The organism is Flammeovirga agarivorans, assembly GCF_012641475.1.
Lineage (GTDB): Bacteria > Bacteroidota > Bacteroidia > Cytophagales > Flammeovirgaceae > Flammeovirga > Flammeovirga agarivorans.
The window spans coordinates 1130640-1146593 of record NZ_JABAIL010000001.1 but is presented as its reverse complement, the minus strand read 5'-3'; the positions used below and the strand labels follow the sequence as shown (position 1 = coordinate 1146593).

At 33.4% G+C, this 15954-nt stretch carries 15 protein-coding genes; 7 read left to right on the top strand and 8 right to left on the bottom strand.

All coding sequences use genetic code 11. The annotated features are described in order from the left end of the window. Positions 1 to 168: 168 nt before the first annotated feature. The gene (locus HGP29_RS04680; RefSeq protein ID WP_168881186.1) at positions 169 to 342 is read left to right on the top strand and encodes a hypothetical protein; all 174 of its coding nucleotides are present in this window, start codon (positions 169 to 171) and stop codon (positions 340 to 342) included. A gap of 116 nt (positions 343 to 458) precedes the next feature. Here HGP29_RS04680 and HGP29_RS04675 read toward each other — a convergent pair whose 3' ends face one another. From HGP29_RS04675 to HGP29_RS04660, 4 genes are all read right to left on the bottom strand, one after another. Continuing rightward, positions 459 to 1448, bottom strand: coding sequence for a hypothetical protein (locus HGP29_RS04675; protein ID WP_168881185.1), 990 nt, complete (start codon positions 1446 to 1448; stop codon positions 459 to 461). A 2-nt stretch (positions 1449 to 1450) separates the two neighbouring features. Continuing rightward, complete coding sequence (locus HGP29_RS04670) at positions 1451 to 3238, bottom strand: mechanosensitive ion channel family protein (protein ID WP_168881184.1); 1788 nt, start codon at positions 3236 to 3238, stop codon at positions 1451 to 1453. A 146-nt stretch (positions 3239 to 3384) separates the two neighbouring features. Further along, positions 3385 to 5073 carry a mechanosensitive ion channel family protein gene (locus HGP29_RS04665; protein ID WP_168881183.1) on the bottom strand — a complete coding sequence of 563 codons (1689 nt, stop codon included), beginning with the start codon at positions 5071 to 5073 and terminating at the stop codon, positions 3385 to 3387. A gap of 154 nt (positions 5074 to 5227) precedes the next feature. After that, complete coding sequence (locus tag HGP29_RS04660; protein ID WP_168881182.1) at positions 5228 to 5572, bottom strand: RNA recognition motif domain-containing protein; 345 nt, start codon at positions 5570 to 5572, stop codon at positions 5228 to 5230. A gap of 387 nt (positions 5573 to 5959) precedes the next feature. Here HGP29_RS04660 and yciA point away from each other — a divergent pair, with 387 nt between their 5' ends. Then, positions 5960 to 6367 (top strand): acyl-CoA thioester hydrolase YciA, encoded by a 408-nt coding sequence (gene yciA, locus HGP29_RS04655; protein ID WP_168881181.1) that lies wholly within the window; start codon positions 5960 to 5962, stop codon positions 6365 to 6367. Positions 6368 to 6460: 93 nt separating this feature from the next. On the opposite strand, the gene argS is transcribed toward yciA, so the two are convergent. Further along, positions 6461 to 8377 (bottom strand): arginine--tRNA ligase, encoded by a 1917-nt coding sequence (argS, locus tag HGP29_RS04650; RefSeq protein ID WP_168881180.1) that lies wholly within the window; start codon positions 8375 to 8377, stop codon positions 6461 to 6463. A gap of 193 nt (positions 8378 to 8570) precedes the next feature. Beyond that, a complete protein-coding gene (locus HGP29_RS04645) occupies positions 8571 to 8750 on the bottom strand; it encodes a hypothetical protein (RefSeq protein ID WP_168881179.1) in 180 nt (59 codons plus the stop codon). A 167-nt stretch (positions 8751 to 8917) separates the two neighbouring features. Between HGP29_RS04645 and HGP29_RS04640 the strand changes: the two genes are divergently transcribed. From HGP29_RS04640 to HGP29_RS04620, 5 genes are all read left to right on the top strand, one after another. After that, positions 8918 to 9712: a glycosyltransferase family 2 protein gene (locus HGP29_RS04640; protein ID WP_168881178.1), complete on the top strand. Its 795-nt coding sequence runs from the start codon at positions 8918 to 8920 to the stop codon at positions 9710 to 9712. 27 nt (positions 9713 to 9739) lie between these two features. After that, on the top strand, positions 9740 to 10930 hold the full coding sequence (locus tag HGP29_RS04635) for a class I SAM-dependent rRNA methyltransferase (protein WP_168881177.1): 1191 nt from the start codon (positions 9740 to 9742) through the stop codon (positions 10928 to 10930). Between the two features lie 207 nt (positions 10931 to 11137). Next, on the top strand, positions 11138 to 11674 hold the full coding sequence (gene dcd / locus HGP29_RS04630) for a dCTP deaminase (protein ID WP_168881176.1): 537 nt from the start codon (positions 11138 to 11140) through the stop codon (positions 11672 to 11674). Position 11675: 1 nt separating this feature from the next. Then, positions 11676 to 12461, top strand: coding sequence for an MbnP family protein (locus HGP29_RS04625; protein WP_168881175.1), 786 nt, complete (start codon positions 11676 to 11678; stop codon positions 12459 to 12461). After that, the gene (locus HGP29_RS04620) at positions 12437 to 13453 is read left to right on the top strand and encodes a cytochrome-c peroxidase (protein ID WP_168881174.1); all 1017 of its coding nucleotides are present in this window, start codon (positions 12437 to 12439) and stop codon (positions 13451 to 13453) included. Before HGP29_RS04625 ends, HGP29_RS04620 begins: the two co-directional genes overlap by 25 nt. Here HGP29_RS04620 and HGP29_RS04615 read toward each other — a convergent pair. Both HGP29_RS04615 and HGP29_RS04610 read right to left on the bottom strand, forming a co-directional pair. Next, the gene (locus tag HGP29_RS04615; protein WP_168881173.1) at positions 13446 to 14384 is read right to left on the bottom strand and encodes a hypothetical protein; all 939 of its coding nucleotides are present in this window, start codon (positions 14382 to 14384) and stop codon (positions 13446 to 13448) included. The genes HGP29_RS04620 and HGP29_RS04615 overlap by 8 nt on opposite strands. 6 nt (positions 14385 to 14390) lie before the next feature. Continuing rightward, positions 14391 to 15848, bottom strand: a complete 1458-nt coding sequence (locus HGP29_RS04610; protein WP_168881172.1) for an MBOAT family O-acyltransferase — start codon at positions 15846 to 15848, stop codon at positions 14391 to 14393. Positions 15849 to 15954: the final 106 nt, after the last annotated feature.

Sequence of the window (15954 nt, the reverse complement as noted above, 5' to 3'; positions counted from 1 at the left end):
AGAGTGAATGTCAAGGTTCTACAATTTTGCTTAGCATTTGTTAATCCCACTAAGTAACATCGATTCTTTTACGTATATAAAAATAAGAACTACAGTAAGTTATATACATTCTGTCGTTCCTAATTGACAAAACATCTTTTAATTTATCTATTAACAAACATAACAACCATGAAAAAGTTCTTGCTTTTCCTAGTTCCCGTTGCATTTCTTGCTTTGGACTATGGAGTCATCGATTCAGCAATTAACGCAGATACTACAGTAGGTACAATTATGGCCTGTATTGCCTCAGTAATGATGGTTTCAGCTACAATTGGCGTTTATCCTTTATTAAAAAATAGCTAATCATAATAAAATAGGATATAGAGTAATAGGTATAGGATATTTCGTTATGTAATGTAAAGCATAAACTTTACTTACATAGAATATAATTTTATTCCTTTATTCTATATCCTATAATACTATATTGAATATTTTATACTCTTTGTAAGGTTAGAATATTGTTCCATATCACAGATTAATTCTTCTCTAGAATAATCTTGTAATTCAAACACCCCTTCAGATTTTTCTTGAAGTGAAATCAATTGATCTAAACATACAAAACATCTAGAAAATACTCCCAAGTGGTATAATTGGAGGAAGGATTGAATATTGCCCGGAGAATAATCCAAACAGATAAATAAGTCTTCAAACTCTTTGATCCATTTTTTATAGAGGTCTTTCACCATTCCAATGTCTTTAGTGATAGTTAATAATGTTTGCACACCATTTTCTCGGTCTTTGTATACATCAAAGATATCATTAGATAGTTGTGTAATTCCTCCTAATAAGTACAGGGCCTTTTCTTCGTTCTTTTTAAAAGGATGCCTGAAAGCGGATCTATAATAAAGAAAAGAGCTCCCTCCCTTATATAAGGTTAGCATTTTCAATTGTAGAAAATCCATTTTGGTCTCTACTTGTTGCATACTATCAGATTGTGCCTGATTAACATTATCAAGGAATGGCACCAATGCATTAAAATCGTTGACATATTTAATACTTTCTTTGTAGAGTTGTATACCTAATAATTCTGCTTGGTTTTTAGGTGTTACTTCGTCAGGTGTTACAAAAAACTCCCTCATTCGCTCCAAAGTCATTCCATGTTCATCATAGTAATCATCTACTAGACCTGTAATGGAAGCTTGAAATGTACTTGTATATCGTTCTTCAAAAAGCATTTTTTGTCCTCTAAGTTTACACAATGAGGCTCCAAAAATTCCGGTAATAGATAACCCATAATACTTTCGTATTTTCTCAAAATCCTTTGGTTGGAGTGAGTTATCATGACAATCTTCAAATTCAAGAAGAATAGGATTGACATATTTTCTTATAAAAAGTATTTGGTTAAAGATCGAGTATAAGAAACTAAATATTAAGTAGGGTAATTTTATAATACGTAATACATTCTGCATAATTATTTATCATCATTATCTTCAGGAGGTTGTTCTTCTGGTGCATCATTAATACCTGGAGTATTATCATCCACATCTTGTTTTGGAGCCTTATTTTTTTTCTGGTCCTGCATAAGTGCAAAATCAGGAATAGTAATTTCATCATCTGCTCTATTGGCTCTATAATGTGGCGACATAATCTCAACATCTTCTCTACTGAAAATATCCTGAATATTTTGATGTAATCGAGAGTAGATCCTAGCCATTTTCTCTGGCTGCTTGGTATATGCATTCAATTGGTAACTTACATAAAAATCATCTAAAGATGTCTGTAAAACGAAAGGAATTTCTCCAGCCAATAAACCATCGGTCAATTCTGCTGCTTCTTTTAACATTCCATGTACTTTTCTCCATGGAACATCATAACCAATTGTTACTGTGGTATGAATGATTAATTTATATCGATTAATAGGTTGAGAATAATTAATAGTTTGAGATTCGGAAATCTTACTATTTGGTATGGTCACAATTTCATTTTTTGATGTACGCAACCTTGTCACAAACAATGAACGTTCAACTACTTCTCCCATTATATCTCCTGCTTTAATCCAATCTCCAATATTAAACCTTCTCATATACGTAATTACGATACCCGAAATTGCGTTAGTAATTACTGAAGTTGAACCAATAGACAGTAGCACACCTACAAAGACTGAAATCCCTTTAAATTCATTGGATTCTGCCCCAGGCAAAAGTGGGAAAACCATTATCACCATAAAAGTATACAACATAAACTTGATGATCTTCATGGTGGGCTGAACCCAATCAGGGTAAAACCCTGGAAGTTTTAATCGTTCGCTTTTAATAGCATCAGCAAAGATCTTAATAAACTCTATAAGGTAATGGAAAAAGGCTAAGATGATGATAATCTTAAGCAAGTTAGGAAGAAAACCTAATGCTGATTTAATAATATCTTTAACAGGATCAATCACATAGCTTAATAAACGATCTGATATATCTTGTAAAGGTGGTGAAAACTGACCTACAATAGGTAGATATAAATAAATCAGGGTAAAGATTAGTGAAAGCCGAATCGCCATCATTAAATACTTAATAAACTTCAGTTGATTTTCTTCCGTAAGAATACGGACATTTTTTACCCAAATATTCTTAAACCAGTTCTTATTGATTACTTTATTTAAAGCAAATCGATACGCCTTGTTTATGATGATGATAAAAATACATAGAACAATCAAACCTACTAAAGCATATAATCCTGCATCTTTACCCTGACCGTACACTTTATTATGCAAGGCTTCATTGAGTTTCTTCTGACGCTTTTTTGCAATCTGGATTCTTGATGATTGCATGAGTTTTGCGTCCATTGAGTCTATAGTATGGATCACATTATTATTAAAGACCAATTGATAATGATCTTCAATTTCTATTAACTCCACCGTATCAATTAAAAATAAGTGATGTGATGCTATGTTTACCAAAGAATCACTGATTGCCTTCGCTCTATTATAAGCTGAAATATGTCCTTTTCGATGTACAAAGAATAAAGTATCACCAAATGGTTTTACAGGTATACCATTGAGTACCATTTGTGGTTCTTCTTTTTTATTAGAAGCAACCATTCCATCCAACCTTTTAATTTGTTCTTTTAAATAGGATCTGTAAACAGAATCTGCGACAATCAGACTTTGTATTTCTTTGTAAATTTCAGCTTTCTCTTCATTGACAGTTCTATTTTGGGCATACGAGAATGCACTTGTTAATAAGAAAGTTAGGGCTATAATAAGTTTCATTGCTAATAGAGGTCATCTAGTCTTTAAAGGAATAGGAAATTATTATCAAACAATAATGTATTGACAATAAAAAATTCCTTCTATCAATATACATAAAATTGATAGAAGGAATAAATTAAAAAGCTTTTTTACTATACTCTATTGTTCTATTCATCGTCTAACATTTGATCAGAGGGAGGTACAGTACGTTCATTGTCTTCTCTATTAGCTCTATAATGAGGAGACATCACTTCTATATCTTCTCTACTAAAAATATCTTGAATGTTTTGATGTAATTGAGAATAAATCGCAAACATTTTTTCAGGGTGACGAGTATAAGCATTTAGTTGGTATGTCACATAAAAATCATCTAGTGATTTCTGTAATACAAAAGGTGTCTTATCTCTTTTCAATAAGAAGTTCGTCTTTGCTGCGGCTTCTTTTAACAGTTGATGTACTTTTCTCCAAGGCACTTCATAACCAAAAGTTACTGATGTGTGTACTATAAGTTTGTATTTATGTATGGGTTGAGAATAATTGATGGTCTGAGCTTCCGAAATCTTACTATTGGGTATTGTGATCACTTCATTTTTAGATGATCTTAACCTTGTTACAAACAAAGAGCGTTCAACTACTTCACCGATTACATCTCCTGCTTTTACCCAGTCACCTATCTTAAAGCGTCTCATGTAAGTGATCACTATTCCTGAAATCCAATTGGTAATGATTGTACTTGAACCAATAGATAATAGGATACCTACAAATACAGAAATCCCTTTGAACTCATTGGAATTTGCTCCAGGGAGTAATGGAAATATGATAATAACCATAAAGGTGTACAATAAGAAACGTATGATTTTCATTGTTGGAGGTACCCAATCAGGGTAAAACCCATTGATAACAATACGTTCTTCTTTCACAGCATCAGCAAACAGTTGAATGAATTTAAGTAGGTAAACAAAAAATAGTATCGTGATGATAATCTTCATCAAGTTCGGTAAGAAAACTAAAATTGATAATATTATATCGTTGATTGGTGAAAGAACATAACTTAATAGTCTATTGGAAATATCTTTTAGTGGTGGAGAAAATTGCCCGACTATTGGTAAATACAAATAGATCAACATTAATATCAATCCGTATTTGACACCCAGTAATAAATAACGGAATAGTTTTACTTGATCTTCTTCTGTAAATAATGAGATACTCTTTAACCAATCGTAAGACAACCACTTTCTATGGGACACCTTTTCATACAATACTTTGTATACTTTATTAATCACAAAAATGAGTACAAACAATATGACTAAACCTATTAAGGCATATATTCCTGCATCTTTACCCTGACCATAAATTTGATTGTGTAAGGTCTTATTGATCGCCTTTTGTCTTACTCTTGCTAACTTCAAACGAGATGAACGCATCTTTTTGGCATCAATAGAATCTATTGTATGGATAACCTTACCATCGAAAAGTAATTGGTAGTTATCATCAAATTCAGTGATAACCACAGTATCCAATAAAAACAGGTGGTGCTCAACGATAAACCTTATTGAGTCTTCGATATGATGGGCTCGATCATAAGCTGAAAGCTCCTCTTTATGGTGGACAAAGAAGATTGTATCATTAAATGGTACAACAGGAATACCATAAGATACCTCTCCTATTTCATCTTCTTCATTAATAATTTGATGTAATTGCTTAATCTGTTCTTGCAGATATTTTCTATGTAATGAATCAGCAACAATTAAACTCTCTATTTCTTGAAGAACTTTTGTTTTATTGGTGTGTGATTGAGCAGAACAAAAAATAGCACAAGAGATGAGATATAGAATGATTATAATGGGTAATCTCATTTTTAATAAGTAGTCAAATTAGGTCTTTTGGGTAATTAGGTTTTCAATAAGCTAAGAAAATTTAGGCATAAAAAAAACGTAGTAACTGTTTGTTACTACGTTTTATAGGAACTTTAATATTTATTGCAACAACATCTATAAAAGATGTTTGAAATTAATATCTACCGTATCCACCGCCTTGGTTTCCGCCATAACCGCCACCACGGTTATATCCGCCACCACCACGGTTGAATCCACCACGGCCACCACCGTTGTTTTCTCTAGGACGAGCCTCTTTAACAACAATTGTTCTACCGTCTAATTCAGATTCGTTTAATTGGTTGATTGCGTTCATACCTTCCTCATCGTTAGGCATTTCAACAAAACCGAAACCTTTTGAACGCTCTGTTTCACGATCAAAAATAATTTTTGCTGAGGCAACTTCGCCAAAGCTTTCAAACAACGTTCTCAAGCTATCTTCTTGAGTTTCGTAGTTTAACTTAGCTACAAAGATATTCATCTTAGTAAAAGAAAATTAATAAATAAAAAACACTGAGATGAAATACCTAATCGAAGTCAATCCAAAAAATTCATTCAAAAACGATAAGTTTAATAAATTTATTCTTATCAATATCAAATCTCAAATGAAAGGTACATAGAATTATTGGATTTGCTAGTTTTGTTCATAAAAAAAATATAATTTTAACATAATTAAGTAATAAATAATGTCCGGATGATCAGTTATTTACATAAAATTCACAATAAGAAGTAATGACCGAACGTTAAAAAATTTATAGCTTACTGATATTATTATTCACTATTACTTTGAAGAGGACTTTTAGAATTGATTTATAGTGTGCGTATTATTTTTTACCTCTTCTATTATTACCAAACTTTTTATACACTTATGGAACAAGAAAAACAACCACAACCAAAAGGAGAACTATTATTAAGGACACTTGCTATGCCAGCCGACACTAATGCCAATGGAGATATCTTTGGTGGGTGGATTATGTCACAAATGGATATTGCAGGAGGAATCTTAGCTAAAGAAACTGCCTTAGGCCGTACTGTAACGGTCGCTGTTGATGGCATGACTTTCCACAAGCCTGTAGCAGTAGGTGATGCTGTCTGTGTTTATGGAGAAGTTGTAAAACTGGGAAGAACATCGATGAAAATTCATCTAGAAGTATGGGCTAAGCCTTTATTAAAAGGACATGATTTCACACATAGTTATATGGTAACGGAAGGAATGTTTGTTTACGTTAGTATCGACGATAACAAACAACCTAAAGCTATTCCGAATAGTAACTAAAAATATGAGCAAATAGCTTATAAAAAAAGAGTGATCATAAAATAAATTATTGATCACTCTTTCTATTTATAAGTAGTTATAACTACCCTCTAATTACATTCTATTTGGAGACTGAACACCAATTAATCCTAAAGATTTATTAATCGCCTCTGCTGATTGTTTCGATAATGCAATTCTAAATGCTTTCTTCTGGCTGTCTTCTTCATTGAAGATTGGAGATTCAGAATAAACTTTAGAATACTGCTTAGCTACATCATAAGCGTAGTTTGCGATAATTGATGGTGCATACGAGTCTGCTGCTTCAACAATTTTATCATTTAACTTACCTAATAAAGCTACTAGATCGGCTTCTGCTTCTGATAACTCTGTCAAACCATTAAAAGCTGCAGCAGAGTAATTGATACCATCTTTATCTGCTCTTCTTAATAAAGCTTGGATCTTAGCATGGTTGTATTGAATATAAACACCGGTATCACCTTGGAAGTCAATTGACTCTTTAGGATTAAACAGCATTGTTTTCTTAGGGTCTACTTTTAATAAGTAGTACTTCAATGCACCCAATGCTAATTGTTGGAATAATACTTTTGCTTCGTCTTCAGTAAATCCATCAATTTTTCCAGATTCTTTTGTACGCTCTTCAGCTGTATCAATCATCTCTTGGATCAAATCGTCTGCATCAACAACAGTACCCTCACGAGATTTCATTTTACCTTCTGGTAACTCTACCATACCATATGATAAGTGATAGATTCCATCTGCATATGAGCGACCTAAGTGCTTCATGATCGCTTTCAGTACTTTGAAGTGATAATCTTGTTCGTTACCAACAACATATACCGATTTATTCATTCCGAAATCCTTGTATTTTAGGTCAGCAGTACCCATATCCTGTGTCATATACACAGCAGTACCATCTCCTCTTAAAACAAGTTTCTCATCTAATTTCTCTTTCTTAAGATCGATCCAAACAGAACCATTTTCTTTTTTGAAGAATACTCCTTTATCAAGGCCTTCCTGAACGATATCTTTACCTAATAAATAAGTTTCAGACTCATAGTATACATTATCGAATTCAACACCCATCATTTTATATGATTGAGCAAATCCGTCGTACACCCATCCATTCATTTTCTTCCAAAGAGCTACTGTTTCTTCATCACCTGCTTCCCACTTACGCAACATTTCTTGCGCTTCTAAAAGCAGTGGTGCATTTTTTTCAGCAAATTCAAATAAAGCTTTGATGTCTTTAATTTGAACTTTCTCCTCATCCGTTAAAGGAATTTTATTTTTCTTAGATGCTCCTTTTGCTTCAATAGATTTCTTTAATTCCTTTAAATCTTCTACAGATGCAATGGAAGCATAATCTGCTTTTTTATCTTCTATTAATTGAGCAATTTCAGCCTTGTAAGCTTTATCAAACTTCACATAGTAATTACCTACAAGCTTATCACCCTTTAATGTTGCAGAAGGCTCTTCTCCATTACCAAACTTCACATAAGCCAACATTGATTTACAGATATGAATACCTCTATCATTTACAAGGTTCACTTTCTGTACATCATAACCTGCGGCATCTAAAATTAATGATACAGAATGTCCTAAAAAGTTATTTCTTAAATGACCTAAGTGTAATGGCTTGTTTGTGTTTGGCGAAGAATATTCTACCATCACTTTTTCGCCATTACGAGCAACACGACCAAAATTTTCTGATGTAGAAAGTTCTGCTAATGTCGATACCCAAACAGTATCACTAATGACCAAGTTTAAGAATCCCTTCACAATATTGAAGTCCGCAACAGCAGCTACATTTTCTTTTAAGTAGTTACCAATCGCTTCACCAATCTCTACAGGATTTTTGCCCAATTGTTTTGTAAGACCAAAAGTCACAAAAGTTAAAGATCCTTCGAATTCTTTTTTTGTTGGCTGAAGTGTAATACGTGAAGAGTCTAAATCTACATCATAAAGAGACTTTACTGCTTCCGCTATACCATTTATAATTTGTTGCTCCATTGTATATTTTTGATGATAAAAATATTGTCTTTTTCGACAGTCGACAAAATTAATAATAATGCCGTAAGATTTCTCAATTCACTGTTAAGAAATCTTGCTTGGATTAGAATTATTAATGCGAAACACTTACATATCCGTAAAAATCTACAACTGCGTAAAGCAAATGAATCATTTCTACTTTAGGATAAGCCTATTAATCTCTGTGAGGTTTAAATAATGGTAAGGATAGGTAGGCGGCTGTTGTTATTGTTCCTACTATCAACAAACTTAGGAAACCTTCAATATTTGATGTTGAATGGATGAAAAAGTACATCGATTCTCCATCAACTACTAACAACGTAAGGACAGCTAATAATATGATTATTTTTTTCATAGTAGATAACATTAAAAAAATAAGTGAAGTTATTTTAATTGTTTAAACGACTATACTTTGAAGAAGTACTACACCCATTAAATATTATTTAGTTATGAATCGTAAATACATAGTAAATCATCTTCATTTATATAAAAAGATCAGAATACCTATATATCTTTGCAGCTATGCAAAAAGTAAGCGTTATAACCATTTCTTTTAACTGTGAGCTAGAAATTGAGCCCACACTAAAAAGTGTTATTGCACAAGATTATCCACAGCTAGAATATATAGTTGTTGATGGTAATTCTTCTGACAAGACACCTGAAATCATTTCGAAATACAAAAATGATATTGATATTTTTGTTTCCGAGAATGACAAGGGAATCTATGACGCAATGAATAAAGGGACACAATTAGCTACAGGAGATTGGGTGATTTTTATGAACGCTGGAGACTACTTCTTTGATCATGAAACAGTAGCCAAAGTATTTGCCCAACTAGAGGACGGAACTGAATTACTTTATGGCAACCATGAAGTGGTTTATGATCAGTTTTCTAAAGTCAAGCAAGCTTTCCCTGCTGATCACCTTTGGAAAGGGATGGTTTGTAGCCATCAATCACTTTTTGTGAAGAGAGAATTACTTCTTGAGTATCCATTCCAATGGGAAGATTGGAGAATCTCAGCAGATTTCCATTTTATTTTCAATCGATGGATAGAAAAGAGAAAGTTTCAGCATGTAGATACTTATGTTGCTAAATATGCAGCTGGTGGTCTTTCAGAAACTAGTTCTATCCCATCCAAATTAGAAACTTGGGCCATTGTGAAGGAACATATGAATACTCCAGAAGTAGATGATTTTTACAAGAAACTCATACAGTATGAAAAAATTGTCAACATCCCAAGAAAGCTATTAGGGGCAAAGGCTTTTGAATTATTGATGAAATGGAAAAATCAAATTACTGGAGGGAAAGTAAAATAACCTCTTTACCTCTTACTTAACTTAGATATGGAAAAAATATACATAAAGAAAAATAAACTAAAGGCCTTAGACAACCGTCACCCATGGATCTATTCGGGTGCTGTTGCGAAAATGCCAGAAAGCCTGAACGATGGTGATATCGTCGAAATCGTTACAGGGGAGAAGTTATTAGGGTATGGGTTTTATGCTCCAGGTAATCAAATTGTTTGTAGAGTATTTGATTATACAAGAAGACCTATAGATCCTACCACTCAAGAATATTGGAATGAGAAAATTGCGAGTGCTTATGCTATGCGTCAAGCACATGTGATCTCTGAGGAAACAAATTGTTATCGTCTAATTCATGGTGAAGGTGATTTCTTCCCTGGATTAATCGCAGATGTATACAATGACTTGGTTTCTGTTCAAATCCTTATCAAAGGGGTGGATAGAATTGCTCCTATGATTGTAAAAGCCATTCAAAACCTTGGATTTGAGCGTATCTACAACAAATCGAAAGAAATCTCTAAGCGTTTAGAAAACGTTGAAACGCCAAAAGGTTGGTTAACCGAAAAGCAGGGATCTCCAAAAGTAGAAGTAGTAGAAAATGGAGTGAAATTCTGGGTAGATGTTGAAACAGGTCAAAAGACGGGCTTCTTCTTAGATCAAAGAGATGCTAGAGCACTTGTAGGTAAATACTCAAAAGATGCTAAAGTATTGAATACTTTCTCTTACAGTGGAGGGTTTTCTATGTATGCATTAAAGGCTGGAGCCAAATTGGTACACTCTGTTGACGCCTCTCAACCTGCCATAGATCTTTGTGATGAAAATGCAACACTCAACGGATTTACTAATGGGGAGAACGGAGATCACCAAGGTTTCTGTGCGGATGTATTTGAGCACCTCAACAAGATGGATTCTAATGATTATGATGTTGTCATCCTTGATCCTCCGGCATTTGCCAAATCAGCCAAAGTGGTTACTCAAGCTGCTAGAGGGTATAAGCAGCTCAACCTTAAGGCATTAAGAAAAATCAAAAAAGGCGGTATCATTTTCACCTTCTCTTGTTCTCAAAAGATTGATAAAGAGTTATTCCGTAAAATAGTATTCCAAGCAGCTGCTGAAGCACATAGAAATGTAAGAATTCTTCATCAGACTACTCAACCAAACTGCCATCCTATTAATATTTTCTACCCAGAAAATGAATATTTAAAAGGTTTGGTCTTATATGTTGAATAGGATATATTAGAATGGGTTAAGATTTAAAGTTCCTTACATAAAAATACTGTGTAACTACTTCTGGAGAAGCATATTGGTTTCATCATTTATCTGATTTTGAACCCTTAGAAATCAATAGAAAAAGAAATTTTAAATCTTAACTCATAAATCTTAATTCTTCAATATTTATTGCTAATTTTATCTTATTCCAGATTTTTAATTTAAAAGATGGTTCTTTCAGACTCACAAATTTTACAGGAAATCGAGAGCGGAAATATCTTGATTGAACCTTTTGACCAAGAATCATTGGGTACCAATTCTTATGATGTTCATTTGGGTCGTCACTTAGCGATGTACAAAAGTGATGTTCTAGATGCTAAAATGCATAATGAGATTGATACTTTTGAGATTCCTGATGAGGGGTTTATCTTACATCCTGGTAAAATTTATTTGGGCGTTACCAAAGAGTATACAGAAACACTGGCACATGTAGCCTTTTTAGAAGGTTTATCGAGTGTTGGTAGATTGGGGATCAGCATCAATGCTAACTCAAGAGCCGGAGATGTCGGTTTCTGTAATACATGGACACTAGAAATCAGTGTCGCACAACCAGTAAAGGTTTATAAAAACATGCCAATTGGTCAACTTTTTTATTTAAAGGTTGATGGAGATATTCAAAATTTTTATCACTTCAAGAAAGACGCAAAATACATTAATAGAACCATGAAACCTGTGGAATCTATGATGTACAAAAAGAAATTCTAAAATGAAGAATACGTTATTACTCTTATTTTTTAGCCTTATTTTTTTAACCTCTTGTGATACATACAAGGAAAACTTTGATGTTGATGGTACAGGTGCTATTACCATACAATTCAACTTCTTACATGATAGGGCTCCACTAGAATACAACAGACAATACATCAATGCACTAGGCCAAAACTATACACTTAGTGATTTCAGGATGTACATTTCTAATATTACTTTAAGAGATACATCAGGTACTAATTTCTATAAGGTAAAAGACAGTTATCACTTATTAGAAGTAATTGAACAAAGCGATACTTCTATTGTAATTACAGGATTACCGAATCAAGCATATTCTGAGCTCCAATTTTCTGTAGGTGTGGACAATGCCGCCAATTACAATACAGACCAAGTGGGCGATCTAGACCCTGCCAATGGAATGGCTTGGAACTGGAATACAGGATATAAATTTATGCTTCTTGAAGGCATACACTTAGTAGATAGTGTAGCGACGAAAGGCTTAACCTACCATATCGGAGGTGATGCTAATTACAGGACTGTAAAGTTTAGTGACGAAGAATTAAACCTTGGTAGTACTCCCAATATTGTTATTGAATTAGATGTTAATGTAGATTTTGTCTTTGGTGATAAATCAGAATATGGTTTACCGGAAGATCAAAGAAAAACAAATTTCATTGACCTAAATGATGATACAGACCAAGACACAATGTTTGGTCCTAATACTCAAAAAATCGCCGACAATTATGCTCAGATGTTCGTATGGAAAGATATTATTGCACAGTAATTCTCCTCTCCGTTTGTAGCTTAATATTTGAAGCTTGTGATTCCTCAGAAAAGAGTAAATCACAAGCTTCTGTCATTTCATATGAAAATATCCCTGCTCCTGAGAGGAATTCTATGAAGGAAGATCGTGTAGCTCTTGGAAAGCTGCTTTTTCATGATACGAACTTATCCAAGGGAAAAAACATTTCATGTGGCACTTGCCATCTTTCAGCCTATAATTTTGGAGAGAATGTAGCAGTTAGCCACAACGGGGCTTCAGGGAAGAAACTACATAGAAACACTCCCCCATTAATCAATATAGCTTGGGCCAAAGGGTGGTTTTGGGAAGGTGGTGCCAAAAACATTGAATCTTTAATTTATGGACCACTACTTCATGAAAATGAAATGTCTGCTGACTTAAAAGAGGTGGTAAACTATTTGAATGCATCACAAGAATACAAAGAGAGGTTCACTTCTGCCTATGGGATACAAGAAATTAAAAGTGCTCATTTGGTTAGAGCACTAGCACAATATTGCAGGTCACTTATCAGTAATCAAAGCAATTATGATTTACAGTTACAAGGTAAATATCAATTTACTCCATTAGAAAAAGAAGGTCAAATTGCTTTTAATAACCATTGTAGTAGTTGCCATACTCCTCCTTTTTTTACAGACTTTGATTACCATAATAATGGGTTAGACACCGTCTTTTCTGACACATTAGAGGGTTTATTTCAAGGTAGAGCTAGAATTACATTAAAAGAGGAAGACATGGGAAAATATAAAACCCCTACCCTAAGAAATATCTTTGCCTCTGCTCCGTATATGCATGATGGTAGATTTAAAGACATTGAAGATGTGTTTGATCATTACGAGAAAGGCATATTGATTTCTAAATCAACAGACTCCACATTGATTAATGGCATTCCATTAAAAGAGAATGATAAAAAATCCATTAAAGCCTTTTTATGGACTCTAATGGATTCTTCGTTTTTACAAACCGATATTATATAGCTTTTTCCAGCTTATTGATTTCCTGATTTAATAATACTGATAATTTATGTGCTCCTTCCTCATTTAAATGGTCTGAATCACTAAAATCTCTTGTTTTAAAAATTGGGTTTTGAAGGTAATTGACATAATGGATATTATCATATTCACCTGCAAATGAGTTAGCAAAGTCTAATGTTTTAGACAACTGGTTTTCATCCAATAATTCTACATAAGAAGAATGACATGGAGAAGTATACAACACTAAAGTGATATCCTGTTTTTTTAATTCTTTAGCTAAATCTCTCAACACCTGTGTATTATACTCGAAATGTTCATCAGAAGCCGCTGTATGGCGTTTTGCTGTTTTGATTGCTGAAGCTCTCAACTCTTCTTCTAATTGAAGGTCACTTTTATTGGAAACATGAATGTGAGCAAAACCTTTTTGGTCTGACGTGACTTCATCTTTCCCTCTTACATAATAATTAAAGAGTCTGCTTAAAGACACTTTGTAATTAAAGTTCATAATTTCAAAGTTGTTCTTAAAGTTATCGACCTCTGCTAGATCATAATACAATACATAGTTTTTCATTCTCCAGTTTGTAGAGCCTTTACTCAACCTTCTAAAAAGAGACTGATAGTCGATCGGTAATGTGACATATTTAATCGATTTCTTATTTTTTAAATACTCATGAACAAGTATGTAATCAACATCTACAGATTGAGAAATATGACTTGCATTAAAAGTAGCTAAATCGAAGTATTGAGGATCAACCCCATAATATGTATGAGAGCTTCCAAGTGACAATACTTGAAACTCCTGTTCTTTATCCAACATCACCTCTCTTTTTTTTGTGTAATCATTAGGAATACGTCTTAACATATACTCTTCTGAAAACATCATGATAAAGATGGGTAATAGAAAAAGAAATACTTTTAAGCTAAATAGTTTCATAATGGGTTAAAATTGGAAATAGATAAAGTCTTGCTCATTCCCCATAAATAGGAAAATACAGAAGATTAAAGAATAGTAGAAACTCCACTTTACGGTCACGTGACCTAAATTGAAATGCTGAATTGCATAAATATTTCTTCTACCGGCCCATTCAATCACAAAGAATACGATAATACACGCCACCATTGTATAGATGGATAAATTCTGACCTGCAAAGTAAGTAGCCGATGGAAAAGTAAAGAAAGAAGTAGAGAAGATTCCATCAATAAACGATATGGCATGAGGAACACTTTCAGCTCTAAAGAAAATCCATGCTAATACTACTAACAAGTATGTTCTAAGCATCTGGAAAACTTCTTGAGCATTGGGGAATACTCTATCTTCAGCAACAACTCCAATATTATTTCTATTCTTTTTCGCTAGTAAAAGAGGTAAAAAGTATAATGCATTTAATCCTCCCCATACAATAAAGGTCCAATTTGCTCCATGCCAGAAGCCACTGACCAAGAAAATAATAAAAGTATTTCTGACTTTCTTAGATAACCCACCTCTACTTCCACCTAAGGGAATGTATAAATAATCTCTAAACCATGTATTTAAAGAAATATGCCACCTTCTCCAGAACTCTGCGATATCTCTAGAAAAATAAGGAAAAGCAAAGTTTTGCATTAGGTCAAATCCGAATAACTTGGAAGTACCAATTGCGATATCTGAATACCCTGAGAAGTCACCATAAATCTGTAATGAGAAGAATATTGCACCTATTAACTTAACACTACCAGGATATTGATCGGCGTTATTAAAAATAAGATTGGCAAATTCTGCAGCATTATCCGCAATAATAATTTTCTTAGCTAATCCCCATAAAATTTGTTTTAATCCATCTACTGACAACGCATAATTGAACTCTCGTTTCTTATTGAATTGTGGCAATAAATGCGTTGCTCTCTCAATAGGGCCAGCTACTAATTGTGGGAAGAAACTCACAAAAGCAAGAAATGCAATAATATCCTTTGTAGGCTCAAGCTGTCTTCGATAAACATCTATAGAGTAACTTAACGTTTGGAAAGTATAGAAGCTAATCCCTACAGGCAATAAAATATTTAAATGGGTCGGAGAAAACGGTATTCCAAAAAATGTAAAAGTTGATGCGAAACTATCAATAAAGAAATTGAAGTACTTGAAGAAACCTAGAAAGCCTAAATTGACTGACAAGCTAATGCCCATCAATAATTTTCTGAGTTTTGGAGTATCCGTTTTAGAAAGTTGGACTCCAATAAAGAAATCCACTAATGAACTAAAGGCAATTAAAAACAAAAATCGCCAATCCCACCAACCATAAAATATATAGCTGACAATTACTATAAATAAATTCTGAAGCTTTAAATTCTTATTGAGTACGAACCAATAAAGGAGAAATACTATGGGTAAGAAAATAGCAAATTCTAGCGAGTTGAAAATCATAACAGATTTCTAAAAAATCGAAATAAAAAAATTGATTGTATAAAATCTATTTTCCTAACGACACTTTAGTGAACACCGTTACTTTATTTAAGATTCGTTGACGAAA

What these genes read in the sequence shown, in the direction of transcription:
- HGP29_RS04680 (WP_168881186.1), top strand. Translation starts at nt 169, where the DNA reads ATGAAAAAGTTCTTGCTTTTCCTAGTTCCCGTTGCATTTCTTGCTTTG.
- HGP29_RS04675 (WP_168881185.1), bottom strand. Translation starts at nt 1,448, where the DNA reads ATGCAGAATGTATTACGTATTATAAAATTACCCTACTTAATATTTAGT.
- HGP29_RS04670 (WP_168881184.1), bottom strand. Translation starts at nt 3,238, where the DNA reads ATGAAACTTATTATAGCCCTAACTTTCTTATTAACAAGTGCATTCTCG.
- HGP29_RS04665 (WP_168881183.1), bottom strand. Translation starts at nt 5,073, where the DNA reads ATGAGATTACCCATTATAATCATTCTATATCTCATCTCTTGTGCTATT.
- HGP29_RS04660 (WP_168881182.1), bottom strand. Translation starts at nt 5,572, where the DNA reads ATGAATATCTTTGTAGCTAAGTTAAACTACGAAACTCAAGAAGATAGC.
- yciA (WP_168881181.1), top strand. Translation starts at nt 5,960, where the DNA reads ATGGAACAAGAAAAACAACCACAACCAAAAGGAGAACTATTATTAAGG.
- argS (WP_168881180.1), bottom strand. Translation starts at nt 8,377, where the DNA reads ATGGAGCAACAAATTATAAATGGTATAGCGGAAGCAGTAAAGTCTCTT.
- HGP29_RS04645 (WP_168881179.1), bottom strand. Translation starts at nt 8,750, where the DNA reads ATGAAAAAAATAATCATATTATTAGCTGTCCTTACGTTGTTAGTAGTT.
- HGP29_RS04640 (WP_168881178.1), top strand. Translation starts at nt 8,918, where the DNA reads ATGCAAAAAGTAAGCGTTATAACCATTTCTTTTAACTGTGAGCTAGAA.
- HGP29_RS04635 (WP_168881177.1), top strand. Translation starts at nt 9,740, where the DNA reads ATGGAAAAAATATACATAAAGAAAAATAAACTAAAGGCCTTAGACAAC.
- dcd (WP_168881176.1), top strand. Translation starts at nt 11,138, where the DNA reads ATGGTTCTTTCAGACTCACAAATTTTACAGGAAATCGAGAGCGGAAAT.
- HGP29_RS04625 (WP_168881175.1), top strand. Translation starts at nt 11,676, where the DNA reads ATGAAGAATACGTTATTACTCTTATTTTTTAGCCTTATTTTTTTAACC.
- HGP29_RS04620 (WP_168881174.1), top strand. Translation starts at nt 12,437, where the DNA reads ATGGAAAGATATTATTGCACAGTAATTCTCCTCTCCGTTTGTAGCTTA.
- HGP29_RS04615 (WP_168881173.1), bottom strand. Translation starts at nt 14,384, where the DNA reads ATGAAACTATTTAGCTTAAAAGTATTTCTTTTTCTATTACCCATCTTT.
- HGP29_RS04610 (WP_168881172.1), bottom strand. Translation starts at nt 15,848, where the DNA reads ATGATTTTCAACTCGCTAGAATTTGCTATTTTCTTACCCATAGTATTT.